Genomic DNA, 25,063 nt, shown 5'->3' on the forward strand with positions numbered 1-25,063 from the left:
GCATGTATCTTTATCACTTTGGTATTAAAGAGCTCCCGTTTACATTAACGCCGAATACGCAGTATTTTTTTGGTTTACCCAGCCATCAAGAGGCATTGGCGGTACTCACGACGGCGCTTAAGACCGGTGAAGGCTTTATCAAAGTAACCGGTGAAGTGGGTACGGGTAAGACACTTATTTGCCGCAAGTTGCTCAATGAGTTGCCTGATCACTTTGTCTCTGCGTATATCCCTAACCCCATGTTGTCACCGGCAGAATTGCGCAGGGCTGTGGCTGCAGAATTGGGCGTCACATTAGCTGAAAATTCAGACCAACAAGATTTCACTCAACGTATCCAGCAGCGTTTAATTGAAATCCATCAGCAACAGAAAAGTGCAGTATTGATCATTGATGAAGCCCAGGCATTGCCGTTGGAATCCATTGAAGCCTTGCGACTTATGACCAACTTAGAAACAGAATCACGTAAGTTATTGCAAGTGGTGTTATTTGGTCAGCCTGAATTGGATGAAAAGTTAGCCTTACCCGAGTTGCGACAGTTGAAGCAACGGATCACATTTGCGTACGGTCTTAAGCTAATGGATGCAGACCAAGTCTATCAATACGTTAAACATCGGATGCATGTCGCAGGCTATTCTGGCGCAGAAGTATTCGATCGACGATGCGCTGAATGGCTGTTTAAAGCCAGCAAAGGGACTCCTCGGATCGTGAATGTAGTTTGTCACAAAGCATTAATGCTGGCCTACGGGCAGGGGCGTCATCAGGTAGATATAGCGGATTTACGTGCCGCTATTGCTGATACTGAAGCAGCGCACAATGTGTCTCAGTCTTATTGGATGATTTGGACAGTGGCACTGCTAGCATGCTTTGCCTTCACGCTATTGGTGTATTTTGCACCGTGGAGTCGCCAATGAGTGTTGTTAACAAAATGCTTAAAGATTTGGAACAACGAAACGCTGAATCCGAGGGGCATTCAGCGGTCTATCAAGCTCCGCACAACAAGAAAAAGTCTACCATACCGCTGCTTTTAGCCATCATTGTCGTGTTGATTGTTGCCCTGTTGCTCGTTGCATTTTGGCCAAGCTCATCGTCTAAACAGGTTGCATCGCCACCGGTGACAGAGACAGCAAACGCTGCTCAGGCTGAAAGTCAGATAGAACAACCCGCGGCTAAACCTATGTTGGTTAAAACGGCTGCCGAGAAAACACCTGATATAACCCCAAGTGCGCAAGAACCAGCCGCTGCTGCTGAGCCAAATAACACGCTGACCGTTGATGAGAGCGAATCAGCGGCGATTGCTGCGGATGATGATGTTCAGCTTCCGCAAGAGTCACAAGATATCGAAGCGGCCATGCAAGCCGTTGATACAGAACAGGCCTCTCCTGAAACGACGTCTGTTTTCAAAAAGCAAGCAACCGCACAAGCTAAGACTGAGCATAGTTTGCGTGAGAGAGCATTAGCTGCCGTGCGCTCTGGACAGGACGAGCTCGCGATTTCATTGTTGCGCCAGTTAGTGACGGAAGAGCCAGAAAATATTGCGGCGCGGAAAAAGTTAGCGGCCATTCTCTTTGCTAAGGGGGATACGCTCAAAGCTCAGTCAGTGTTAGAAAACGGTATTCAGCAACACCCCACTGACAATGATATGCGTCTAATGTTGGCGCGTTTATTGGAGCAACAACAGCAGTTACCACAAGCGTTTAGTGTTGTTAGCCCAGACAACTTAATAGGTGATGTAGACACAGACTTGATTGGCTTCAGAGCGGCGTTGGCTGAGCGATTACAACATGGTGAAGTAGCCTACCAGGATTACTTAACCCTGACCCAGCGTGATCCCGCGCAGGCACGCTGGTGGCTCGGATTGGCAATAGCCAGTGAAAGGCAAGGACAAACTACACAAGCTATTGATGCCTACAGGCAAGCAGTGGCACTGAGGCAGTTGGGGCCCGATGTGGGACGCTTTATACAACAACGTTTAGCAGTACTGGTGGGCTCCTCATGAATCAACCAAAACGGATCCGTCTAGGTGACCTACTCGTTCAAAATGGGCTCATAACTGAAGAACAGTTGATGCAAGCCTTGGCTGAACAACGCAAGACGGGGCGCAAATTAGGCGCTACGCTGATTGAAATGCAACTGGTGAGTGAAGCTCAGTTGTTGCAGTTATTGTCAGAGCACTTAAAGGTGCCACTGATTGATATTGATCACTTCAGAGTGTCACCAGAAGCAGTCCGTTTACTACCTGAAATGCAGGCGCGTCGATACCGTGCTCTAGTATTAGAAGACAGTGGTGATTCGTTGCTAGTTGCCATGAGTGATCCGGCCGACTTGGCGGCGATAGACAGCTTAACCGATCTGTTACCAAAACCGATAAAAGTCGCGGTTGTCAGTGAAGCGCAGTTGTTCAATGCGTATGATAATTTTTATCGTAAGACCGAAGAAATTGCCTCTTTTGCGCAAGAGTTAGCTGAAGAGTACGAAACCGAAGACGAGTTTGATTTAGCTGCTGATCTGAATGACGGTAGTGATACCGCTGTGGCGAAATTGTTGCAATCAATTTTCGAAGATGCGGTACAAGCCAAGGCATCAGACATTCATATCGAACCAGATGAACAGACGTTACGTATTCGGCAGCGTATTGATGGTGTATTGCAAGAAACCATAATTAAAGAACGCAATATTGCCGCTGCTTTGGTGCTCAGGCTGAAGTTGATGGCAGGCTTGGATATCTCTGAAAAACGTTTGCCACAAGATGGGCGCACGCAGGTGCGTGTAAAAGGCCATCGTGTTGATGTACGTCTATCCACCATGCCTATACAGGCGGGTGAATCCGTGGTTATGCGTTTGTTAGACCAGTCTGCAGGCGTATTAACCCTCGATCAAACCGGTATGCCCAATAACCTTTTGGCGAGGTTTAGAACACTATTAAAACGTCCTCACGGTATGATTTTGGTTACCGGGCCTACCGGCTCAGGTAAAACCACCACGCTATACGGTGCTTTAAGTGAGTTGAATCAAGCTGCGAAAAAAATCATCACCGTTGAAGACCCAGTTGAATACCGCTTGCCTCGGATTAACCAAGTTCAGGTCAACAATAAAATTGATTTAACCTTCAGTAGTATTCTGCGTACCACATTGCGCCAAGACCCTGACATAATCATGGTGGGTGAGATGCGTGACCATGAAACCGTGGAAATTGGTTTGCGTGGTGCATTAACGGGTCACTTGGTGTTGTCAACGTTGCACACCAATGATGCTATTTCCAGCGCCATTCGTCTGATTGACATGGGCGCTCCTGGATACTTAGTGGCAACGTCTTTGCGTGCAATCGTGGCGCAGCGATTAGTGCGGCGTATTTGTGATAACTGCACGGTTGATTATGCTCCTAACGATGATGAAGTGTTTTGGCTTAGTCATATTGATGAAACCGCGAGCGACATAACCTTTAAACGTGGCATCGGTTGTCAGAAGTGTAATCAAACTGGATATCGAGGCCGGGTGGGTGTGTTTGAACTGCTCGAGATGAATGAGCAGATGATGACAGCCTTAAAGACCAATGATACGGAAGCTTTTTCGAAAGCCGCATTGGAAAGCAAGGGTTACCGTCCTTTATCCCATACCGCTTTGACTTACGCCAAAATGGGCGTAACGACGGTTGAAGAAGTGCTTAAATTGGTCGAAATGGTAGCTGAACGCGATTTAGATTATGGCGGTGATGATACTGAGCATTTGCAACAATTAGAAACGGCTGAAGAAGTTAAGCCCTCACAATTGAGTTCAACCGTGAGTAAACCTTCTGAAGGGACGGGTGGATTGAGTCTGGAGGATGTACCAGATGGCTAAGTTTACCTATACCGGACGTCAAAGTGATGGTGAGCTCACGCGCGGCGTGATTGATGCCAATGATGAATCCACAGCGGCTAAAATGCTCGCTGCGCGCAGTATTATTCCTATCGAAATAGTGGCCGGCGCAGCATTGACTGCGACCAAGCAAGAACAAGTTAATATTTTCACGCCCAAGGTTAAACTTGATGACTTGGTTATTTTTGCGCGACAAATGTATTCACTGACACGCGCTGGGATCCCTATTTTGCGATCGGTTGCCGGGCTTGCCGATACCACGACTTCGTTGCGCATGCGCATAGCACTATCAGATGTTATTGATCAGTTAGAACGGGGTCGAAATCTATCTTCTGCGTTAAATCAGCATAGTGATGTATTTCCACAGTTATTCGTCAGCGTAGTGCACGTAGGTGAAAATACCGGTCAATTGGATGCTGCGTTTTTACAGTTAGCGGAATACCTTGAACGAGAACAAGAAACGCGCAAGCAAATAAAATCGGCTACGCGCTATCCCATGTTCGTGGTCATCGCACTCATACTCGCCTTAGTGATCATGAATATTTGGGTTATTCCCATTTTTGCCGGTATGTTCAGTAAGTTTAATGCTGAGTTACCGCTGATGACACGGTTCCTGATGGGGATGTCGGATTTCTTCCTGACCAAATGGCACTACATGTTGTTGACGTCGCTAGCGATTATTGTGGGTGTGAATCAGTACATCAAAACCGAAGCCGGGCGACTGAAATGGGATTCACTTAAGCTGCGTTTGCCCGTGATAGGCAACATCATTGAACGATCGCTGCTCGGTCGATTTGCACGTAGTTTTGCCATGATGCTAAAAGCTGGTGTGCCGTTAACCAGCGCATTGAATTTAGTCGCAGATGCTGTGAGTAATGCATATATGTCAAATAAGATCCTCGATATGCGGCGCTCAATTGAGCGGGGTGAAAACCTAACTCGTGTGGCGAATGCCAGCGGTCTTTTCACCCCGTTAGTGATGCAGATGATTAGCGTCGGTGAAGAAACTGGGCGAGTGGATGAACTGCTGGGAGAAACGGCTAGTTACTACGAGCGAGAGGTCGATTATGACTTGAAAAGTCTGACTTCTAAGATTGAACCAATCCTTATTGTGATTGTTGCCGGAATGGTGTTGGTTTTGGCGCTGGGTATTTTCACGCCGATGTGGGACATGATGGGTGCGATAAAGGGAGGTGGCTGATGAAGACTAATGATGCCGCCAACCAGGACACACAAAATATATTTCGCAACATTGTGATTATATTGGCTTTTGTTGGCTTGATGACGAGCACGATTGTGTATTTGAATGAAAGCGAACCGGATATGCACCAAGAAATGATGGACAATCTGGCCGTGCAATTTAGTCGCAGCGTTATCAATGCGCACTGGCAATGGCAAGCTGAAGGGCGGCCTCGCATGATTATGCTGGTCCATTATGATAGAACTGGTAAAGAAACCGGGCGCCGTCCAGTACGCATGTCAGCCAAAGGTTGGCCTCATGTTGATGCTACTAGTGATAGCTGTGAACGGGTGTGGTTGAACGTATTAGACATGTATACGCGGGTCGATAGCTTTCGCGTTATTGGTGAATACTATGATGAAGGGGTTTCCGATACGGGGGAATTACTTCAGTGGTGTCGTTACAGGCTATCAACGGGGCCTTATTTTGACTATTATGTGAATAGCGGTAGAGTGATTTCTGATGATTAATACTAAGCAAAACAAAATGTTTCATCGCGCTAAGGGGCAAAACATGAATAGGCGACAATCGCAAAAAGGCTTCACATTAATCGAGCTGGTCATTGTGGTTGTGATGCTAGGTTTATTAGCGGCAGTTGCTATTCCGCGTTTTCTCGACGTGACCGAGGATGCTGAAGACGCAACAGTTGAAGGCGTCGCCGGTGGTTTCGCTACTGCTGTTGGCTTAGTGCGAGCGCAGTGGGAGTTAGAAGCACGGCCGCAAGATAATGAAGGCACTAACCTGACATTTGTCACTATAGATGGTATCCGCGTGGGTATTGATAAAGATACCGGATATCCAACAGGGCAATTGAACAATGACAGCAGTTCAGAGGACGATGCGTTAAGCACATTGGATTGCGAAAGCGTGTTCAACTTGATCATGCAAAGTGCACCCACAATTTCATCTAATTGGGCACAGCGCCCGTTTAATGAATATCGCTATTTCACAAACGTAAGTGAAGGCACTGGTTCAGGCAATAACGATGTGTGTTATTACTATCTGACCCAAACGATAAAAAATAGAACGCAAGAACCTATCGATAATACGGTAGGTAATGGGTTTATTTATGACCCGCGCATTGGTCAGGTGATTGTATTTAGCAACAATACGAATTAAGGCAGGAATTGGGATTTTTTTGCCCGGTTTTACGGATAATAACAATTTTAAAAAACAACATAATGTTTGAGGGTAACAACATGCAACAACGTGGTTTTACATTAATCGAGTTAATCATTGTTATCGTGATCCTTGGGATCTTGGCGGTTACAGCTGCGCCACGTTTCATTGATTTACAAGGCGATGCCCGTGCATCTACGTTGCAAGGTGTGAAAGCAGCTTTGCAAGGTGGTTCTCAGTTGGTTTACGCTAAATCAGCGATTGCTGGTGAGCAAGCGAATGCATCCGCTGGAGCAGCGACCAGTCAGGTTGATATCAATGGTGCGACAGTCGAAACAGACTTTGGTTACCCAGCCGCTGGAGCTGGTATTACGATTGGTAATGTGGGCGCTTGGGCAACGTTAGAAGACGCTGATTGGACGTTGACTGACAGTGCGGATGCAGCAGTCGGTGCGGGTACATTTGTGATTACGCCAGAAGGCACTGCAGCTTCAGCTGTTGCTAATCAACAGTGCCAAGTGACCTATGCAGAGGCCGCTGATGCGAATTCAGCGCCTGTGATAACAGTACAAAACGGTGGTTGCTAAGCGTCATACGCATTAGCGATTAGGTACCGAATGTACGAGAATCGATACAGCAAACGGCCGGTTTACCGGCCGTTTTTGATCCGTCAGCGAGGCTTCAGCTTCGTTGAATTGATTACGGTTATCGTATTAATCGGAACATTGAGCGTGATCGCCGTTGCGCGATTTAGCGGCTCTGATGGGTTTGCCGAGTATACGTTTCAGAATCGTCTCATTAGTGCTTTGCGCAATATGCAGCAGCGCGCCATGCAAGACAATCGGCTCAACTATTGTTATCGCATTAATCTTGTAGAAGGGGCTGTTGCACCTGCATTTGGTCCGCCCTCGACCGACTACCGAGCCGGAAATCAAGCCGCCAGTTGTGCGGCGAGTATCGACCACACTGCGCTTGCACTGGCGACCGCTAGTGATGAAATCGCAGAAGAGCGAGTGTCTATCGCCGCCTTAGACAGTGGAAACAATGGCTTAACCTTTATCGACTTTGATGGCTTGGGGCGCCCTATTAGCAATTTAACCAACTGTGCATCAGGGTGCCGAGTCACCTTTTCTGGATCTAACAACGCGAGTGTTTGCATCGAAGCTCAAGGGTATGTTCATGCGTGTTAAACAGCCCAGTTTAGGATTCACCTTAATTGAACTTATCGCTGGCATCGTGGTGTTTGGCATAGCGTTGACGATAGTGACTGGGTTGGTGGCTTCTCAATCGCGCAAAAGTATTGATCCCATATGGCAAGTGAGGGCAACTGAGTTGGGACAGAGTTTGCTGAATGAGATCACCGCCAAGGCGTTTGACGAAAACTCTGACATGGTAGGTGGCACTGAACGATGCAATGAGTCTACACCTTGTACCATTAGTGGTTCTTTAGGGCCAGATGCAGGTGAACTGCGCGAAGATTATGACGATATTGATGATTTTAATGGCTTGGATGCAACAGGTGCTGCGATTACCAACTCTTTAAATGAAGCCTTACAAGGACCCCAAGGGAATCTTTACGAGGGTTTTCGTGTACAAGTAGCGGTTTATTATGATGACAACGTGGATGGCATTAATGATGATGATCTCAATCAAGATGGGACGCTTGATTCGGGGAATTTGGTTGGCAATGTGAAGTTAGTCCGAATCAACGTGACTACACCAGGGGGGGATGTGGTGCCCTTTGCTTTAGTTCAGGCGAATTACTGATGCGACGTCAATCAGGGTTCACGCTTGTTGAATTGATCATGACACTCGTGGTGTTAGCGGTGGTGTCCGTAGGTATCGCGGGTTTCGTGCGCAGTAGTGTGGGTATTTTTAATGATGTAACCGAGCGAGAGCAATTGCTCGGTGACAGCCGTTTTTTATTAGAGCGAATGACGCGAGAAATCCGCTCCGCAGTGCCTAATAGTATTCGCGTGACGGGCAATAACTCTGCGCATTGCTTGCAATTTGTTCCCATCGATTACAGTACATTTTATTTAGAGGCGCCTCTATTCCCAGGGTCAGACGATGAATTAACGGTCGTGGAAATGGGCGATATTAACGGTAATCCATATGTACCTGTTAACAATGCGTCTTATGCCATCATTTATCCTACTCGTCCAAACCATGTATACAGCACCAGCCAGCGTCGTCGGCGAACGGTCATAGCGTGTGAGGATGCTGGTTCGAATACGAGTTGTGCGACATTGGATGATCCAAACAACAGCGCTGTTCTCACGGTTGATAATGCCTTTCAGACCACGTCACCAGCTAACAGGGTGTATTTTGCCAGCCGAGCGCACAATTATTGTTTGCGCAATGGCAATGTGTACTTTCATCAGTCGAATATTCAGCCAAACCAAACATTGTTTACGTCAGGTGGCGTGTTAATGGCGGAGCATGTTCAAAATGTATTGTCTCCTAATCCGAGTAACCAAGGCAGTAACAGTGACGATCCATTTCGCCTCTTTGATAGCTCACTATTAAATAATGCCTATGTACAATTGCGCTTTCGATTCGAGCGCAATGAAGAAGTGCTAAACTACAACCATGAAGTACACGTTATTAATGTCCCGTAAATCGTCGCTGCACAAACAGCGTGGCAGTATGCTTGTGGTGTCACTTTTCGTGATCATCGTATTGGCTTTGCTCGGCCTAACGATGACCCGTATGCTGTCGGCGACGTCTGAATCAACTATCATTGAGATATACGGTGTGCGTGCACTGACTGCTGCTCAGTCGGGAGCTCAAATTCTGTTGCAGCAATCGTTCCCGTTAAATGCTCCGCCAAACACGTGCAATACTACCATTGATAGTCCGGTGTCCTTTGGCAATATTGATGGGTTAAAAAGTTGCCGTTATTCTGCAACCTGTACAACCGAGTCTGTTACCAAGGCGGGCCAGCCCCATAATTATTACCGTTTTAGCGCTTTTGGCGAGTGTGCTATTGGCAATATTGTGGTTAACCGACAAGTAGCCCTTGATGCTATGCAGGAGACCCCCTGATGCAATGCGTTAGAAGTTTGTTTTTGCTGATGATATTGGCGGTATCACACCCACTGCTAGCTGCTGAGTGCCAAGATGTTTTTCCCGACCCTGCGGCGTCTTACGCTGCAAATGGCACCATTGAGTTTTTGTATCAAGCGAGACTAATCGGTAGTGATGGAGAGCTGACTTTCAATAATGTCTATGACTATTCAAACGGCAATGTGTCCTGTGATACTCAATCATGCGTATCAGGCCCAAGCAACAGCGCAAATTTAACCCTACCCACTTTTCAAACCAGTAATACTGTTGCTGATGTGCAGGTAAATGCTTATACGACGGTGAATTTGTCACAGGGAGAATATGACGATGTATTTATTGAACAAGGCGGGCAACTTAATTTAACCACCGTAGACGGTAACTATGTTATTGATCACTTGCATGTCAAAGTCGGTAGCATCGTTCAGCTGTCTGGTGGCACTTATTGGATTAATACTCTGACACTAGAGCAGGATGCTCAGCTGATAATCAATGGCGCCGAGCCGGCGACTATTTTCGTGCAAACCGCCCATTTCAAATATAACGCCAAGGTCAATTCTCTTGGCACGCCTGAACAACTTGTGCTGATCAGCTATGACAGCGTCACCATGGAACAAGGTACACGAGTAAACGGTTTTGGCTATGCCAGCAATAGCATGCATTTAAAGTATCAGAGCCAATGGTTGGGGGCTGTGAATACCGCTTATTTGCGTATGGAATCAGAAGCCCGCATCACCTATGCGCCCAATGCAATTGAGCAAGCTGACTTTGCCAATACCTGTTCAGTTGGTGTAACTCTGCCGCAGCCGATTGGGCACTGGCCGATCGATGTGTGTTCATTGTCGGGCAATCGCTATGAATTGATTGATGTGGCCGGTGGAAATCATGGTTCTACCTACAATAACTCTGGCGTCGACTATAACGGTAAGTATTGTCAGGCCGGAAGAATTAGAGGTTCCGGCAACGTGATGTCCATTCCCCACTCTGATGCATACCATCTGCCTAATGGTACAGTTTCTTTGTGGATCAATGTTCCTAAACTCTCACATCGCAGTCGTCCGAGCGCTGGTGGTATGGGCATATTTTCCAAAGATTCGAACGGACGAGACAATGGTGGTCACTTAACGTTTTGGGTCACCCGTTATGGGGCCGTTCGCGTGCGCATGGAGAATACCACTACCAGTGCAACCATTCAGACAGGCAACTATATTCGGGAAAATCAGTGGCACCATATCGTGGTCACGTTTGGCAGTGATGGTTTACGAACATATATCGATGGTACTCTTCGAGGAACACAAACAAACTTCACATCTGGCCTCGGTTACAATCGAGAGCCGATCATATTAGGCGCAAACGCCTGGCAGACAGGCAACGATAGCTCCCCCAATAACCAGTTGCGCGATATTTACCGTGGCAGTATCGATGATGTCAGGATCTACGAGCAGCAGTTAAATGCGCAAGAAGTTTCAACACTTACTAACTTGGCTGGCGGAGCCTGTGCGTCATGCAACAGTAACCCCGAATTAAAAGCCCATTGGCCACTGGATTTGTGTGCGGTTAACGGTTCAAACGGTGAAATTGTTGATATTGTGGGTAGCACACCGGGCAGTGCTATTGGCAATGCTACGGCCATTAATGATGGCAAGTTTTGCCAGGCTGGCAAATTAAATGGCGCTGGCGCGCACATCAATATTCCTCATACATCAGCCATGTCACTGGGTTCAGGGAGTATATCGTTGTGGCTCAATACACCGGATTTAGCATACACCGAGCAAAGCCACATTGGCGGCATGGGATTATTTTCCAGAGATTCTACGGATTATGATAACGGTGGTCATCTTACCGCATGGTTAACCTCTGACGGCCGCGTTAATGTGCGTCATCAGAGTACATCGCAAAGCTACTTTGTTTCTTCTCCAGCGGGTGCTATTCGGACCAATACATGGCAACACGTCGTATATAGTTTCGGTGCTCAAGGTATGAGGCTGTACATTGATGGGGAACTAGTCGCAACCAACAACCAATTCAGTGGCGGAATATCCGGTAATTCAGAACCGTTAATATTAGGTGCAACGGCCACGATCAGCGGTGATAATCAGGCGTTGCCGAGCCAATTGCGCGATTTTTACAAGGGCGGATTTGACGATGTGCGTTTATATGAGAATGCACTTGGAGCAGCTGACGTTGATGCTTTATATCGCGAAAGTGGGTATGCGTGTGAAAATTGCACCGGTGATTATCCTGTCGCGTTATATCGCTTTGAAGAGGAAGACTACACTGGACCCGGGCAAGTATACGATGCCTCTGGTAATTCGTTTCATGGTGATCCGATAGGCAACGTACAGCCTATACTTCCGGCCATGCCGATCTCATGTCGCGCATTGGATGTTCCACAGAACTTCAATAATACGGTTGATGCACTAAACACGAAAATTGATATGAACCAAGTCGGCGGGCGGGGCACCATTTCGTTCTGGTATCGCAGTTCATTACCTTGGATTGACGGCAACGCTCGACAACTCTTTGATGCATCTAGAATTGCAAACCCACCCGATCGTGATCTGCTCACCGATAAATTCTTTTTCTTTGTGCTCAAACACGATGGTTCAATGCGCTTAGCGATGGAAGACAGTGATGATCTTGATTTGATTGTGGATACCTACCGCTATCGCGTACCGGCCAATCAATGGGTTCATTTTGCCATTTCTTGGGATCTAGTAAATAGAACTGCGTCGCTGCATCTGAATGGCTATGAGCAGCCTATTTTTATTACCGCACAAGTGGAAACTAGTCAGTTGGGTGACTTGGGTAATTTGCATGTGGGTGATAATGGCACCGAGTATGTGATTATTCAGGGTACCGATAACTCGGCTTATGGTCAGTTTGATGACGTGCGTGTGTATAACTTTATTCAAACGCGTGCCCAGATTGTAGCGGATATCCAAGACCGCATTGAGTGTTCGCCGATTGATCACTACCGCATCATTCACTCTGAACAAGCGCTAACATGCGCCAGTACGGAAGTCACTATACAAGCTTGCGCCAACGCAAATTGCAGTCAGTTAGTCACAGAGCCGACCGAGTTAACCCTGTCACCGAGCGGGTGGCAAGGAGGCGATAGTGTGACGTTTACGGGCTCTATTACTAAGAACTTGAGTCACGCCACCGCTGAGCGTGTGACCCTAGGATTGAGTAATGCCAACCCAGCAGCACCTGTTGTGTGTGATCCCGATTGTACAATCGATTTTGTCGACGCCGGCTTTGAGTTCTTTAACGTTAACCAGTTTGGCAACAGTGATTTGCCAGCCGTTATCGCAGAAAGTGACTTGGGTGTGATTGGTATCAGGGCTATTGAAAATCGAAATGGTGAGTGTTCAGCCTTATTGAGTGGTACTCATACGGTGAATTTTGGCTACGATTGCGTCACTACTGCAGATGCCTTGTACTCGACCAATCAATGCCGAGTGCCATTTGCCGGAATTCCACTTTCAGGCGGTGGTACTGGAGTGAATAGCGGCACGATGAACCTGACTTTTGACGCTGATGGTGAGGCTCGCTTGAGTGGCAAACAATACGCAGATGCGGGCCGTTTGAATTTGAGTGTATCAGCCAATATTGATGGGGCAAATATTACCTCCGGCAACACCCCCTTTGACAGCATTCCAGATCAATTGCAAATTAGTTCTACGGCATCTGATCCACAGGTTGCCGGTGAGCCGTTTTCACTAACGTTTGCAGCGTTGGGCGCCAATGGTTCTTTGTTGCCCAGTTATCAACCGAGTCAATTTCAACTTGACGTTCAGCGCACTTCGCCGGTCAATTCAGTCATAGACGGAGGTCTTCATTACGCACCGGGTGCAACGTTGAATAGTCAGGTTGGCTTAGTAAACTTTGCCAACGCAGCGCCATTAACCTTTAACAGTGGTCAATATCAATATGCTCAAGCCTACTTTGAAGAGGTGGGAAGTATTACCTTAGATATTCGCGATGCGAATTATTTAGGTGAAATGATCAATGCTAATGAGTTTGCAATGGGACGCTTTATTCCCGCTTATTTTGATGTGTCTACGCTTAACGCCGGTCAATTTGCAGATAGCTGCTCTTCAGCATTTACATACGTAGGACAGCCATTTACTTATAGTTTGGGGAATGAGCCCGGTATTCAAATCGTCGCGCGTAATGCCCTTGGCGACATAACCTCGAATTATGCAGATACTCTGTGGCGCTTGTCGCCTGATATGGGGAGCGTTAGTTTTGCCGATGCATCGACGTATGCTGGGGAAGCAAGTGTTGAACAACTCGGCTCTGTGTCGTTAAGCGGAACAGATCAGTTTGATGGCAGTGCAAGGCTGGAACTATTGGCCAGTCAGTTTGCCTACATCAAAACAGCCACACCGACGGTACCATTTGAAAGCGTAATTGATATTACCTTAGAGGCGGGGTTTTTAACCGACAGTGATGGCGTGTGTTATCAAAGTGCATATCCCGCTGGCTGCCAATCCTATGCACTAGGCAACATTCAAGGTACCACGCAACGTTACGGCAGACTGGTTATCGGCAATACCCATGGCCCTGAAGAAGAGCAACTGGCAATGCCAGTGGCAACAGAATTTTTTGTTGATGATGGTTGGCGAATCAATACGCAGGATAGCTGCACAGCGATTAATTTCAGCCAGACTGCCGGTGATATAGTAGTGACTAACGCATCATCGGGCGACCAAGAGCATGACATCGTAGGGTTGCTTGCACCCGTAAGCAGCACAGGCCTAATGGCACAGGGTATGTCTGGCGACGATGATTTTCTGTTAGGCCCCGCATTGGACGCGAACGGAAACGCGCTTCGTGGCAGTATATTGATGACGCTTGATCCGACAACGGGTAAAGATTGGACTGACTTTTTGAATGTGGATTGGAACCAAGACGGTGTCATTGACGACAACGATTCCCCCAACGGTTTTGCCACCTTTGGTATCCCGCGAGATAACGACCGAACGATTCATTGGCGAGAAAGCTTTGAGTAATGGATTTTTATTGGCCTGAAACACGCATGTTTCTTGCTGTTGAGGGCCTTGATTGGTAAAGTGTCAAGATTATTATAAGCACCTCTGGCGGTGAGACAGCATCGCCCATTGTCAACAGGATATAGCATTTCATGTTTAAGAAGCTTCGAGGCATGTTCTCCAACGACTTGTCAATCGACCTAGGGACCGCAAACACTCTTATTTACGTTAAAGATCAAGGTATTGTGCTCAATGAGCCGTCTGTTGTCGCGATTAGACAAGAGCGCGCGGGTGGACCAAAAAGTGTCGCCGCCGTTGGGGCCGAAGCAAAACAGATGCTAGGTCGTACGCCAGGCAATATTCGCGCAATAAGACCTATGAAAGATGGCGTTATTGCTGACTTTTACGTTACAGAGAAAATGCTTCAGCACTTTATTAAACAAGTACATGACAATAACTTCCTTCGCCCAAGCCCTCGCGTTTTGGTTTGTGTGCCTTGTGGCTCTACTCAAGTTGAACGTCGAGCAATTCGTGAGTCAGCACTTGGTGCGGGTGCTCGTGAAGTGTTCTTGATTGACGAACCCATGGCAGCCGCGATTGGTTCAGGTTTGCCGGTTAGCGAAGCAACAGGTTCGATGGTGGTCGATATCGGTGGTGGTACAACTGAAGTTGCGATTATCTCCTTGAACGGTGTTGTGTATTCATCTTCGGTGCGCATAGGCGGTGACAAGTTTGATGAAGCGATTATCAACTACATTCGCCGTAACTTTGGTTCACTGATTGGTGAAGCAACGGCTGAGCGCATAAAGCATGAAATTGGTGCTGCTTATCCGGGTGAAGAAGTGCGCGAAATCGAAGTGCGAGGCCGCAACCTTGCCGAAGGTGTGCCACGCGGATTCACGCTAAATAGCAACGAAATTTTAGAAGCTTTGCAGGAGCCGCTTACTGGCATCGTATCAGCCGTTATGGTTGCACTTGAACAATCACCGCCAGAGCTTGCGTCAGACATTTCTGAGCGCGGTATGGTCTTAACCGGTGGTGGTGCATTGTTAAAAGATCTCGACCGTTTATTGATGGAAGAAACGGGTATTCCAGTAGTCATCGCAGACGACCCATTAACTTGTGTTGCCCGTGGGGGCGGTAAAGCTTTCGATATGATCGACCTTCACGGTGGCGATCTATTTAGTTACGAACAGTAATCATTGGGCTGGCAGCTAGCGCTGCCGCCAGTGAGAGTTGCATGGAAACTATTTTTACGCGTGGTCCCTCATTAAACAATCGGCTAACGATAGCGTTGGTAATGTCGATTGCGCTTATCGTGGCAGACCACAAATTTGATAGTTTCAACACTGCCCGCGGTTACCTCAATTCTTTAATGAGCCCTCTACAGTACATTGCGAATTTACCCGGAGAGTTGCTTAACTGGAGTGCGGAACGAGTAACGTCCCAGCAACAGCTAATTGCCGAAAATGAATATCTCAATAATCAGTTGCTGTTAATGAGTGAGCAATTGCAGCGCTTTCAACTGCTAAAAAATGAAAACGACAAATTACGCGCCCTACTAGATGCGCCGCTACGTCAAGACATGAAGAAGACGATCGCGGAGTTGATGGCTGTTGACAACAACCCCTTTAGCCATCAGGTTGTTATCAACAAAGGTGCAACCGATGGTGTGTATATTTCTCAGTCGGTGTTGGATGACAAAGGTATCGTAGGACAAGTGATTGAGGTTGGCTCTACGACCAGTCGAGTATTACTGATAACTGATGTTACTCATGCTATCCCAGTGCGTTCGCAGCGCAATAGTATTCAATTCATCGTTGTGGGTAGCGGTGCTTTAGATGAGGTGTATTTGGAGCATGTAGCTCACAGTGTCGATGTGCAAGTAGGTGATATTTTAATATCTTCAGGCTTGGGAGAAGTATTCCCAGAAGGTTACCCCGTTGCTCAAGTGACAAGTGTCGTACGGGATGAGACTAGGCCTTTTGCTACCATTAGCGCACAACCACTGGCCAAGCTCGATAGACTTAAGCATTTAATGTTACTGTGGCCCGAAATGGACGCAGACGATGTTGAATCACAACGTGATGGCACTTCAATTCAGGTGAGTGGTTTGTATGAGTAGTCGTCGTTACAGTGTCATTGTTGCAAGCCTATTAATCGCGCTGGTATTGCAAATTATGCCAATGCCGATCCAAGTGGACTTATACCGTCCCGACTGGGTGCTGCTGGTGCTGGCTTACTGGACAATGGCCCTACCTAGCCGCGTAAACGTCGGCGTGGCATTTATCTGCGGCATCGCAATGGATATTTTGTTAGGAACAGCCTTGGGTACGCACAGTTTCGCACTCAGTTTAGCGATTTATGTACTGGCTGCTAATTATCAACGTTTGCGCAATTATTCGGTTTGGCAGCAAGCAATAATAGTCGGCTTGTTAGGCGCCCTATACCATCTATTGCTATTCTGGCTACAACACCTGTTAACGAGTATCTACTTTCAGTTTGACTATCTGTGGCCGGTGTTGTCTTCGATGCTAATTTGGCCTTGGATCTTCTGGATATTGCGTCGCACGCGTAGAAATTTCAAGGTTTCCTAATTTCATGAAGACGCTCATACTCGCCTCCCAATCACCGCGAAGACAGGAGTTGCTGTCGCTAATGGGGTTCACTTTTAGCGTGCAAAGTGCTGGTATTGATGAAACACCTCGGTCAGCAGAATCTCCATTAGCATTAGTTGAGCGTCTGGCGCTTGAGAAGGCTGAAGCGGTATATGCTCAGCTTGATGCCGATAGTCAAAATGATACTTGTGTATTGGCTGCAGACACGATTGTTGTCGCTCAACAACGTATATTGGGCAAACCCTCTGATAAAGCAGATTTTGAGTTCATGATGGGGCTGTTAAGTGACGCAGAGCACCAAGTGCTAACGGCTATAGCAGGGGTGTCTGCAGAAAGGCGAATAGTAGAGTGTATTGCGACGGATGTAACCTTTTGCCCACTATCACAACATGATATTGAGCACTATTGGGCTTCACAGGAGCCCAAAGATAAAGCAGGTGGTTACGGTATTCAGGGCCTAGGCGGTCAATTTGTCAGTCGTATTAACGGCAGTTACAGTTCAGTAGTAGGTCTGCCAATGGTCGAGACTCGGCAGTTATTAGAACGATTTGGAGTGCAACGATGAGCGCAGAGTTATTGATTAATGTGACGCCCTCAGAGTCACGCGTTGCTCTTATTGAAAACGGCATCTTGCAAGAGATCCACGTAGAGCGCCATACCAAGCGTGGTATTGTTGGCAATATCTATCGCGGTAAAGTGAGTCGTGTTTTACCGGGTATGCAGGCTGCATTTGTTGATATTGGATTTGAAAAAGCCGCATTTTTACATGCGTCAGATATTGTCATTCATAATGAAATTGTGGGTGAGGTATCGACTAGCGAAATTACCAAAAAAGATATTCGCGAACTCGTCCGTGACGGCCAAGATATAGTGGTGCAAGTGGTAAAAGATCCCATTGGTACTAAAGGTGCCCGCTTAACCACTGATATCACGATCCCTTCTCGCTATTTAGTCTTTATGCCCAGTGTTACCCATGTTGGGGTATCTCAACGAATAGAAGATGAACAAGAGCGTGAACGTCTTAAACAGTTAGTTGAAGGCTTTTGTGATGAAGACGGTGGCTTCATTTTGCGCACTGCTGCTGAGGGAGTAGGCGAAAAGGAATTGGTGCAAGATGCGGAATTCTTACGTCGCTTGTGGTCAAAGATCCAGCAACGTATGAAGCGTAAGAAATCTCATGTGTTGTATGAGGATCTGCCATTAGCAAGACGCGTTCTGAGAGATTTCGTTGGTACTGAAATTGATCGCATCCGCATTGACTCAAATTTAAGTTTCCAAGAACTCAATAACTTTACTAAAGAATATGTGCCTGAGCTAAATAAAAAGCTTGAGTATTATCAGGGTGAGCGCCCCATATTCGATTTATATGATGTCGAAAATGAAACCCAACGTGCTTTAGAACGTCGCGTAGATTTAAAAAGCGGTGGTTATTTGATCATCGATCAGACCGAGGCGATGACCACAATAGATATCAATACGGGCGCGTTTGTGGGTCATCGAAATCTCGAAGAAACGATCTTTAATACTAATATTGAGGCTACTCAAGCGATTGCTAGACAGCTTCGTTTACGAAACTTAGGCGGTATGATCTTAATAGACTTTATCGATATGGTTGAACCTGATCACAAAAGAAGGGTCTTACATAGTCTAGAGGTCGCAACGAGTAAGGACCGCGCTAAGAGTAATATTCATGGCTTTACCGCGTTAGGTTTAATTGAAATGACGCGCAAACGCACGCGAGAAAGCTTAGAGCATGTGTTATGTGGTGAGTGTCCGGTCTGTAAAGGACGGGGCTCTATCAAAACGGTAGAGACCACTTGTTTTGAAATCATGCGAGAGATCGTGCGAGTCAACCGCGCTTACGATGCGGATAAATTTGTAGTCTATGCTGCGCCAGCGGTAGCAGAGGCATTGTTAGGTGAGGAGTCGCATATGCTGGCTGAGTTAGAGGTATTTGTCTCGCGCCAGATTACGGTGCAAGCAGAGCCGCTATATCACCAAGATAATTTTGATGTGGTCATGATGTGAGCCAAACGCGTAATTATTTAGCCTATGGAATACGCAAACTATGGACGTTGTTGGCTTTTATTCTAGTCTTATCAGCAGTGATGATTTCACTGTTGCGCTTTTCTTTGCCCTATCTCGACAGAAATAAACACCTCGTTGAAGATTATATTAGTCAGAACTACAAGGCTGATTTGAGTATAGGCTCAATTTCGGCAGTATGGACTACGTACGGACCGAGTTTAGTCCTGAATGATGTAGTGCTACTAGATGCGGATACACGAGCACTAGAGTTATCTGTCGGCCGTGTGTATGTTGAGATCAATTTCTGGAATTCAATTACTGATTTAAGTTTACAGTCAAATCAGTTTGAATTGAATGAAGCTGCATTGGTAGTGAATACTCACTTCTTATCTCAGCAGGCAGACAGCGAAGCGAACATTGTAAGTGTAGTAAACGACCTCTTTTTAGAGCGCCTCAAACGTTTTTCGCTTACCGATTCCTGGGTCACGATCAATACTGAAACTAACAGCCAAACCTATTCACTAAGCGCTGTAAATTGGACTAACAGCGGTGACCGTCACCAAGCCGTTGGGCAAATGAGCGTAGCGGAACTTGCACGTAATTCAGCCAGTTTTGTTATGGATCTGTATGGCGACTCCAATGCGCTAAAAGGGACTTTATTTGCACGCGGCGACGCGCTGGATTTATCGCCGTGGTTCAATGAATTTACTACTGATCAACAAACGTTGTTGCAGAGCCGCGGTAACTTTGCGTTGTGGGTTAATATTGATGAAGCGCGCATAGAAAGCCTACAAGTAGAAATAGAGCCCAGCCAGTTTGAGTGGCGCTCGGTCAATGATGATACTTTGATTACACGTATTGAAGGTGGCAGTCTGTTAGCCATGCCACGCAATGGTGGTTGGGACTTCAACATCACAGATTTGGTGCTATCGGCAAATGAGCAATCTATGGAAACCAGCTTTGCGGGTAGGTTGATGCCAGAAGGCTACTTGCATTTAACGGCACTGAATAATATCCAATTAGCACCCTTCATCGAACTGTTACCGCTGGTTTTACCCAGCGACCAAACAGACCAATTGTCAGCTCTTGCACCTAAAGGCTTACTCACAGAGTTTCAATTACAGCACCGTCCACAAGGCACATCATTTTATGCCGACGCGACGGAATTGTCTTGGCAAGCACATAAAGTATTACCAGGCTTAGACAACCTAACAGCTTCAATCGCGTGGTATAAAAATCAAGGGCGCATTCAGTTCAAGGCAGAGAATGCTAGGCTCGATTCCGGCGAATTGTTGGATGATGCAATCGAAATAGCCGCGTTGAATGCCAATATTTTCGTTTATCAAGCGGATAACACTGACGTACAAGCCGGTTGGTTTGTTGAAACTGATGATATTGCCTTCATCAGCAATCGTGTTGAATTTACCCAGCAGTTTAGCTATCGCTCTCAGGACAATCACTTATTGCTCGCGATGCAGGTGGCTGAGTTGCCAGTATCACAAGTGCCGGCATTGTTCCCTGAGTACTATATGGGCACGGGTTCTAAAACATATCTGACGCGGGCTTTGGAAGTGCAATCTGCGAATAATAGCGCCGTGGTCAATGCTGCAAGCGTAATATGGCAAGGTAACCCGCAGCAATTTCCGTTTGATGGCACGCCCGGCGTGTTTCAAGCCGGCGTTGACATTTCTAACGCGGATTTTGTTTTTTCATCGCGGTGGCCGACGTTACAGCAGCTTGATATCAATTTACTGTTTGAAAACAATACGCTCACGATGCGCAGTAACTCAGCGCTATTGAAAGACATTCAACTGTCAGGATTAGTGGCCACTATTCCGAGTCTCTCACAAGCGACACAATTACAGATAAGCGCGACTGCGGATGGCACAGGAACGCAACTGGCAAATTTGCTGCAAGCTAGCCAGATGGCAGATTCATTAGGGCACCTATTTTCACAAGAACTGCTAATTGACGGCGCTTTGTCGACCGAACTGGCGCTATCCATTCCACTGGATAATGGGCAAGTGCGCGCATCCGGCGTAGTTCAACTTAAAGGGAATCAAATTGATTTCCCAAGTGTAGATTTGCGTTTGCGAGAGGCGGTTGGAGAGGTGACATTTATTAATGACCGCGTCAGTGTTGAAGGGTTAAACGCTAATTTATTTGGGCAACCTCTGTCTGTATCGTTACAGGGGCAAGAAGAAGGACAAACCTATAGAACAAATGTCAATCTAACTGGGCATTGGTCATTGTCAGGTCTGGTTGAGCGCTACAGCCCTTCGCTACGTGAATACGTGGCCGGCAGCAGTGAAATTGGCGCGCATTTGGAACTGCTTACTCATGCGAGTGGCTTCAGCTATGATGCAAGACTAGAGAGTGAATTACAGAACAGCGAATTTGAGTTACCTGCACCCTTAGCCAGTCAAACGTTGAACAAGCTAATTGTTAATGCCAGCGGCAATAAGCAGGCGTCAGTCATATCAGCTACTGCTGATGATTATATTTTCTTTGATGGTGTACTGCCTCATAAAGAGGGGACTTTCTCTCGTGCTCATTTAGCGCTCGGCAGTGAGACAGCGATGAGTCGAGGTGTAGGGTTTAGCATTGCTGCTGATGTAGAGCAAGTAGACGCCTTGGGATGGTTCGATTTCGTCAATACAGTTTTTGCTGACAACAGGAGTGTGCGCCGTCCTATCCTATTAGCACCAGAGCGCATATTTATCGATTCGGACAATCTGATGATAGGCAACACGCAGATTGATTCTGCATCAGTGAAAATCAAGCAAAAAGACAATGATTGGACGATAGATGTTGCTGGGCAACAAATTCAGGCAAGCGCCTATATAGACGATGATTGGTGGCAAAACGGTATTCAAGTGAATGCAGAGTACTTACGCTTGGATAGTATCGACCTTGGTGATGGCAACGGACGGTCTCTTTTACCGACCGACCTGCCACCGATAAAGTTACGTTGCCAAGCCTGTCGAGTGGGACGATTTGACTTAGGTCAAGTAGCGATAGATGGCCAACGAGAAGGTGAGCGCTACGTCTTTGAGCAAATAAACTTTGATAGCGATGCAGGGCGTTTAAGAGCGTCGGGAGACTGGTACATTGAGGATCAACTGTCACGCAGTGATATTAAAGGTGAACTCAGTAGTGGTGACTTTGGGGAGTTCCTAAGCAGCGCAGGTTTTGAAAGCGGTATTAAGGATTCCGAAGCGCGTTTTGATTTCGAATTAGCCTGGGCAGGTAGTCCATGGGAGCTGGACAGGGCGAGTTTATACGGTGATGTTAACTGGTCGCTAACAGACGGTTATATTACTGAACTTAGTGATCAGGGCTCGCGGATATTCACCTTATTCAGTTTGAACTCATTAGTGCGAAAATTGAGCCTCGATTTCCGTGATGTATTTGCACAGGGCTTTTTCTATGACGACATTCAAGGGACGCTGCAAATTAGCGATGGCAAAGCAGTTACCGAAGACACTGTGGTTGATGGCGGCGCAGGAGAAATCACAATCAAAGGTTATTCTGATCTAGTTGATAATCGTTTGAACTACCGGGTGTCTTTTACGCCAAATGTCACGGGCAACTTGCCGATCTTGATGTATTTTATGGTAAATCCGCCGACAGCTCTGGCAGCCTTGGCTCTAGACCAAGTGCTTACGTCGGCGAAAGTCATTTCCAACGTTAATTACTCTGTGACCGGTACCTTTGATGAACCACAAGTGCAGGAAATTGGACGAGACAGTACTGATATCGAGTTGCCAGCCCGCACTGAGCCGCCAAAGAAGCAACAATCAGACGAAATGAAGTTGCCAGACCCTGTCACTATACAAACAGGAGATCTAGATGGCTAAGTTAGCCGCTATCCAGATGATTTCTACGCCAGATGTTGGCGAGAATTTTGCGCATGTGGAAGCACTGCTGCGCGACAGTCAAGGTGCGACTCGATTAGTTGTACTGCCTGAGTGTTTCGCTTTATTTGGCGCTAAAGATCGCGATTTGTTGGCACTAGCGAAAGATTCTAACAATCAATTGGTAGAGCGTTTGCAACAATTAGCTCGCCGCTATAAGTGCTGGTTGGTAGCCGGCACAATACCGATTTTGAGTCATGACGGTGAACGTTTCCGAGCGGCATGCGTATGTATTGATGACAATGGAAATATTGTGGCGCGCTATGACAAGATCCATTTGTTTGATGTTCAGGTGGCAGACGCAACAGGTAGCTATTTGGAATCGCGATTCACTGAACCTGGAGACACGGTTGTAACCTTCGATAGTCCATTCGGTAAAGTGGGAGTAGCGGTATGTTACGATGTACGCTTCGCCGGTTTGTTTCAGGCTATGCAGAATATTGATGTGTTAGTACTGCCCAGCGCATTCACACAAAAAACCGGTGAAGCGCATTGGCATCCACTCTTGCAGGCACGCAGCATTGAGTTGCAATGTTACGTCGTAGCATCCAATCAGGGTGGAACACATCAAAATGGCAGGCAAACTTACGGAAACAGTGTTATTTATTCTCCTTGGGGTAAGCAATTAGCCTTTATTGATAAGGGTGAAGGTTACATCGAAGCCGATATGGATAAAGAACAACTGAGTTCCATACGCCAATCAATGCCAATACAAAAACATAACAGATTCAGGAGTACATTCGTTGAACCAGGTTGAAGAACATTTGCTGCATCAGTCAGGGCTAACCAATACTGATTTAGAAAACGCATTGAGTGCAATGCTTAGCCACCAAAATGACTTTGCAGACCTTTACTTTCAGTCTAGTCAACATGAAAGCTGGGTGCTTGAAGATGGTATCATCAAAGAGGGAAGCTACAATATAGAACGCGGTGTGGGTGTACGAGCTGTTAGCGGTGAGAAAACAGGTTTCGCTTATTCCGATGCGGTGAATGCTGACGCCTTAATGACCGCTAGTAATGCTGCACGCTCTATTTCTGCTCACGGCGGTACCACTAAAGTGAACGGTTTTGATCGGCAAATACCGCCGGCACTTTACAGTAGCGATAACCCGTTAAAAGCACTGGCAGAAAAAGAGAAAATTGCATTGCTACGCGCGGTTGATCATTACGTCCGACAGCAGCAGCCAGATGTCTCTCAAGTCATTGTGAGTTTAACAGGTGTTTACGAAGAAATATTGGTCGTGGCCAGTGATGGCACCTACAGCACAGATCAGCGTCCTCTGATCCGTCTAAACTGTTCGGTATTATTGGAGCAGGATGGGCGTCGAGAGCGCGGAGCGTCCGGGATGGGGGGGCGCTACTCGTACGAATTGTTGTCTGAGTCCATTGACGGTAAGCCCAAGTATCAACGTTTAGCTGACGAAGCGTTACATATGGCGCGCGTTAACTTAAGAGCTGTGCCTGCGCCGGCTGGTACGATGCCAGTTGTATTGGGCTCTGGTTGGCCTGGCGTTTTGCTTCACGAAGCGGTTGGTCATGGTTTGGAAGGCGATTTTAATCGCAAAGGCGCGTCAACATTCAGTGGCCGTATTGGTGAGCGTGTGGCATCAAAAGGTGTGACCGTTATTGACAACGGTACAATTGAAAATCGTCGCGGCTCTCTGACCATAGACGATGAGGGCACACCAAGCCAGGAAAATGTTCTGATCGAAGACGGCATACTCAAAGGGTATATGCAGGATAAGTTGAATGCTCGCTTAATGGGCGTTGCGCCAACGGGAAATGGTCGCCGAGAATCTTATGCGCATTTACCAATGCCGCGCATGACGAATACCTACATGCTAGGTGGCGACTACCAGCCAGATGAGATCATTGCATCAATTGAGAAGGGTATCTACGCACCCAATTTCGGCGGTGGTCAGGTAGATATTACGTCTGGCAAGTTCGTTTTCTCAACCTCAGAAGCGTACTTGATTGAAAAGGGTAAAATATCAACGCCAATAAAGGGTGCTACATTGATTGGCAACGGGCCTGATGTCATGCAAAAGATTTCGATGATTGGTAATGATTCTTGCCTCGACAATGGTGTTGGGGTATGTGGCAAAGATGGTCAAAGTGTGCCAGTCGGCGTTGGTCAGCCGACGCTTAAAATAGATGAATTAACGGTTGGCGGAACAGCATAAAAAAGGGCGCTAGATGAGCGCCCTTTCTATTTGGCTT

The 25,063-nt window shown here is 46.9% G+C and carries 20 protein-coding genes; all 20 read left to right on the plus strand.

Annotated features, from left to right (window positions below; genetic code table 11):
- Nucleotides 1–2 precede the first annotated feature (2 nt).
- The 20 genes from CSH93_RS12110 to tldD all read left to right on the plus strand — a co-directional run bounded on the left by CSH93_RS12110 (nt 3) and on the right by tldD (nt 25,026).
- A complete protein-coding gene (locus CSH93_RS12110; RefSeq protein WP_100643533.1) occupies nt 3–911 on the plus strand; it encodes an ExeA family protein in 909 nt (302 codons plus the stop codon).
- Nucleotides 908–1,996, plus strand: coding sequence for a tetratricopeptide repeat protein (locus CSH93_RS12115; protein ID WP_100643534.1), 1,089 nt, complete (start codon nt 908–910; stop codon nt 1,994–1,996). The genes CSH93_RS12110 and CSH93_RS12115 overlap by 4 nt, the downstream gene beginning before the upstream one ends.
- Nucleotides 1,993–3,837, plus strand: coding sequence for a GspE/PulE family protein (locus tag CSH93_RS12120; RefSeq protein WP_100643535.1), 1,845 nt, complete (start codon nt 1,993–1,995; stop codon nt 3,835–3,837). Before CSH93_RS12115 ends, CSH93_RS12120 begins: the two co-directional genes overlap by 4 nt.
- Complete coding sequence (locus CSH93_RS12125; RefSeq protein ID WP_100643536.1) at nt 3,830–5,056, plus strand: type II secretion system F family protein; 1,227 nt, start codon at nt 3,830–3,832, stop codon at nt 5,054–5,056. Before CSH93_RS12120 ends, CSH93_RS12125 begins: the two co-directional genes overlap by 8 nt.
- Nucleotides 5,056–5,565 carry a hypothetical protein gene (locus tag CSH93_RS12130; protein WP_100643537.1) on the plus strand — a complete coding sequence of 170 codons (510 nt, stop codon included), beginning with the start codon at nt 5,056–5,058 and terminating at the stop codon, nt 5,563–5,565. Before CSH93_RS12125 ends, CSH93_RS12130 begins: the two co-directional genes overlap by 1 nt.
- Before the next feature lie 43 nt (nt 5,566–5,608).
- Nucleotides 5,609–6,214, plus strand: a complete 606-nt coding sequence (locus tag CSH93_RS12135; RefSeq protein ID WP_164078360.1) for a type II secretion system protein — start codon at nt 5,609–5,611, stop codon at nt 6,212–6,214.
- Between the two features lie 80 nt (nt 6,215–6,294).
- The gene (locus CSH93_RS18225) at nt 6,295–6,801 is read left to right on the plus strand and encodes a prepilin-type N-terminal cleavage/methylation domain-containing protein (protein ID WP_100643986.1); all 507 of its coding nucleotides are present in this window, start codon (nt 6,295–6,297) and stop codon (nt 6,799–6,801) included.
- Between the two features lie 30 nt (nt 6,802–6,831).
- Complete coding sequence (locus tag CSH93_RS12145; RefSeq protein WP_100643538.1) at nt 6,832–7,404, plus strand: pilus assembly FimT family protein; 573 nt, start codon at nt 6,832–6,834, stop codon at nt 7,402–7,404.
- Entirely contained in the window at nt 7,394–7,981 is a 588-nt protein-coding gene (locus tag CSH93_RS12150) for a type IV pilus modification PilV family protein (protein WP_240615594.1), read from the plus strand. The genes CSH93_RS12145 and CSH93_RS12150 overlap by 11 nt, the downstream gene beginning before the upstream one ends.
- The gene (locus CSH93_RS12155; RefSeq protein WP_100643540.1) at nt 7,981–8,835 is read left to right on the plus strand and encodes a PilW family protein; all 855 of its coding nucleotides are present in this window, start codon (nt 7,981–7,983) and stop codon (nt 8,833–8,835) included. Before CSH93_RS12150 ends, CSH93_RS12155 begins: the two co-directional genes overlap by 1 nt.
- On the plus strand, nt 8,825–9,262 hold the full coding sequence (locus CSH93_RS12160; RefSeq protein ID WP_100643541.1) for a pilus assembly PilX family protein: 438 nt from the start codon (nt 8,825–8,827) through the stop codon (nt 9,260–9,262). Before CSH93_RS12155 ends, CSH93_RS12160 begins: the two co-directional genes overlap by 11 nt.
- Nucleotides 9,262–14,301, plus strand: a complete 5,040-nt coding sequence (locus CSH93_RS12165) for a laminin G domain-containing protein (protein WP_100643542.1) — start codon at nt 9,262–9,264, stop codon at nt 14,299–14,301. Before CSH93_RS12160 ends, CSH93_RS12165 begins: the two co-directional genes overlap by 1 nt.
- Before the next feature lie 131 nt (nt 14,302–14,432).
- On the plus strand, nt 14,433–15,479 hold the full coding sequence (locus tag CSH93_RS12170; protein ID WP_100643543.1) for a rod shape-determining protein: 1,047 nt from the start codon (nt 14,433–14,435) through the stop codon (nt 15,477–15,479).
- 41 nt (nt 15,480–15,520) lie between these two features.
- Entirely contained in the window at nt 15,521–16,405 is an 885-nt protein-coding gene (gene mreC / locus CSH93_RS12175) for a rod shape-determining protein MreC (protein WP_100643544.1), read from the plus strand.
- Nucleotides 16,398–16,877 carry a rod shape-determining protein MreD gene (mreD, locus tag CSH93_RS12180; protein WP_100643545.1) on the plus strand — a complete coding sequence of 160 codons (480 nt, stop codon included), beginning with the start codon at nt 16,398–16,400 and terminating at the stop codon, nt 16,875–16,877. The genes mreC and mreD overlap by 8 nt, the downstream gene beginning before the upstream one ends.
- A gap of 4 nt (nt 16,878–16,881) precedes the next feature.
- Nucleotides 16,882–17,463: a Maf family protein gene (locus CSH93_RS12185; protein WP_100643546.1), complete on the plus strand. Its 582-nt coding sequence runs from the start codon at nt 16,882–16,884 to the stop codon at nt 17,461–17,463.
- Nucleotides 17,460–18,926 carry a ribonuclease G gene (rng, locus tag CSH93_RS12190; protein ID WP_100643547.1) on the plus strand — a complete coding sequence of 489 codons (1,467 nt, stop codon included), beginning with the start codon at nt 17,460–17,462 and terminating at the stop codon, nt 18,924–18,926. The genes CSH93_RS12185 and rng overlap by 4 nt, the downstream gene beginning before the upstream one ends.
- Nucleotides 18,923–22,786: a YhdP family protein gene (locus tag CSH93_RS12195; protein ID WP_100643548.1), complete on the plus strand. Its 3,864-nt coding sequence runs from the start codon at nt 18,923–18,925 to the stop codon at nt 22,784–22,786. Before rng ends, CSH93_RS12195 begins: the two co-directional genes overlap by 4 nt.
- Nucleotides 22,779–23,600, plus strand: coding sequence for a carbon-nitrogen hydrolase family protein (locus CSH93_RS12200; protein ID WP_100643549.1), 822 nt, complete (start codon nt 22,779–22,781; stop codon nt 23,598–23,600). The genes CSH93_RS12195 and CSH93_RS12200 overlap by 8 nt, the downstream gene beginning before the upstream one ends.
- Nucleotides 23,587–25,026, plus strand: a complete 1,440-nt coding sequence (gene tldD / locus CSH93_RS12205; protein WP_100643550.1) for a metalloprotease TldD — start codon at nt 23,587–23,589, stop codon at nt 25,024–25,026. The genes CSH93_RS12200 and tldD overlap by 14 nt, the downstream gene beginning before the upstream one ends.
- Nucleotides 25,027–25,063: the final 37 nt, after the last annotated feature.

The sequence above is a fragment of the Neoalteromonas facilis genome (assembly GCF_002807665.1).
In the GTDB taxonomy this organism is placed as follows: domain Bacteria; phylum Pseudomonadota; class Gammaproteobacteria; order Enterobacterales; family Alteromonadaceae; genus Alteromonas_E; species Alteromonas_E facilis.

What these genes read in the sequence shown, in the direction of transcription:
- CSH93_RS12170 (WP_100643543.1), top strand. Translation starts at nt 14,433, where the DNA reads ATGTTTAAGAAGCTTCGAGGCATGTTCTCCAACGACTTGTCAATCGAC.
- mreD (WP_100643545.1), top strand. Translation starts at nt 16,398, where the DNA reads ATGAGTAGTCGTCGTTACAGTGTCATTGTTGCAAGCCTATTAATCGCG.
- CSH93_RS12165 (WP_100643542.1), top strand. Translation starts at nt 9,262, where the DNA reads ATGCAATGCGTTAGAAGTTTGTTTTTGCTGATGATATTGGCGGTATCA.
- mreC (WP_100643544.1), top strand. Translation starts at nt 15,521, where the DNA reads ATGGAAACTATTTTTACGCGTGGTCCCTCATTAAACAATCGGCTAACG.
- CSH93_RS12200 (WP_100643549.1), top strand. Translation starts at nt 22,779, where the DNA reads ATGGCTAAGTTAGCCGCTATCCAGATGATTTCTACGCCAGATGTTGGC.
- CSH93_RS12145 (WP_100643538.1), top strand. Translation starts at nt 6,832, where the DNA reads ATGTACGAGAATCGATACAGCAAACGGCCGGTTTACCGGCCGTTTTTG.
- rng (WP_100643547.1), top strand. Translation starts at nt 17,460, where the DNA reads ATGAGCGCAGAGTTATTGATTAATGTGACGCCCTCAGAGTCACGCGTT.
- CSH93_RS12130 (WP_100643537.1), top strand. Translation starts at nt 5,056, where the DNA reads ATGAAGACTAATGATGCCGCCAACCAGGACACACAAAATATATTTCGC.
- CSH93_RS12150 (WP_240615594.1), top strand. Translation starts at nt 7,394, where the DNA reads ATGCGTGTTAAACAGCCCAGTTTAGGATTCACCTTAATTGAACTTATC.
- CSH93_RS12110 (WP_100643533.1), top strand. Translation starts at nt 3, where the DNA reads ATGTATCTTTATCACTTTGGTATTAAAGAGCTCCCGTTTACATTAACG.
- CSH93_RS12155 (WP_100643540.1), top strand. Translation starts at nt 7,981, where the DNA reads ATGCGACGTCAATCAGGGTTCACGCTTGTTGAATTGATCATGACACTC.
- CSH93_RS12125 (WP_100643536.1), top strand. Translation starts at nt 3,830, where the DNA reads ATGGCTAAGTTTACCTATACCGGACGTCAAAGTGATGGTGAGCTCACG.
- CSH93_RS12120 (WP_100643535.1), top strand. Translation starts at nt 1,993, where the DNA reads ATGAATCAACCAAAACGGATCCGTCTAGGTGACCTACTCGTTCAAAAT.
- CSH93_RS12115 (WP_100643534.1), top strand. Translation starts at nt 908, where the DNA reads ATGAGTGTTGTTAACAAAATGCTTAAAGATTTGGAACAACGAAACGCT.
- CSH93_RS12135 (WP_164078360.1), top strand. Translation starts at nt 5,609, where the DNA reads ATGAATAGGCGACAATCGCAAAAAGGCTTCACATTAATCGAGCTGGTC.
- CSH93_RS18225 (WP_100643986.1), top strand. Translation starts at nt 6,295, where the DNA reads ATGCAACAACGTGGTTTTACATTAATCGAGTTAATCATTGTTATCGTG.
- CSH93_RS12185 (WP_100643546.1), top strand. Translation starts at nt 16,882, where the DNA reads ATGAAGACGCTCATACTCGCCTCCCAATCACCGCGAAGACAGGAGTTG.
- CSH93_RS12160 (WP_100643541.1), top strand. Translation starts at nt 8,825, where the DNA reads ATGTCCCGTAAATCGTCGCTGCACAAACAGCGTGGCAGTATGCTTGTG.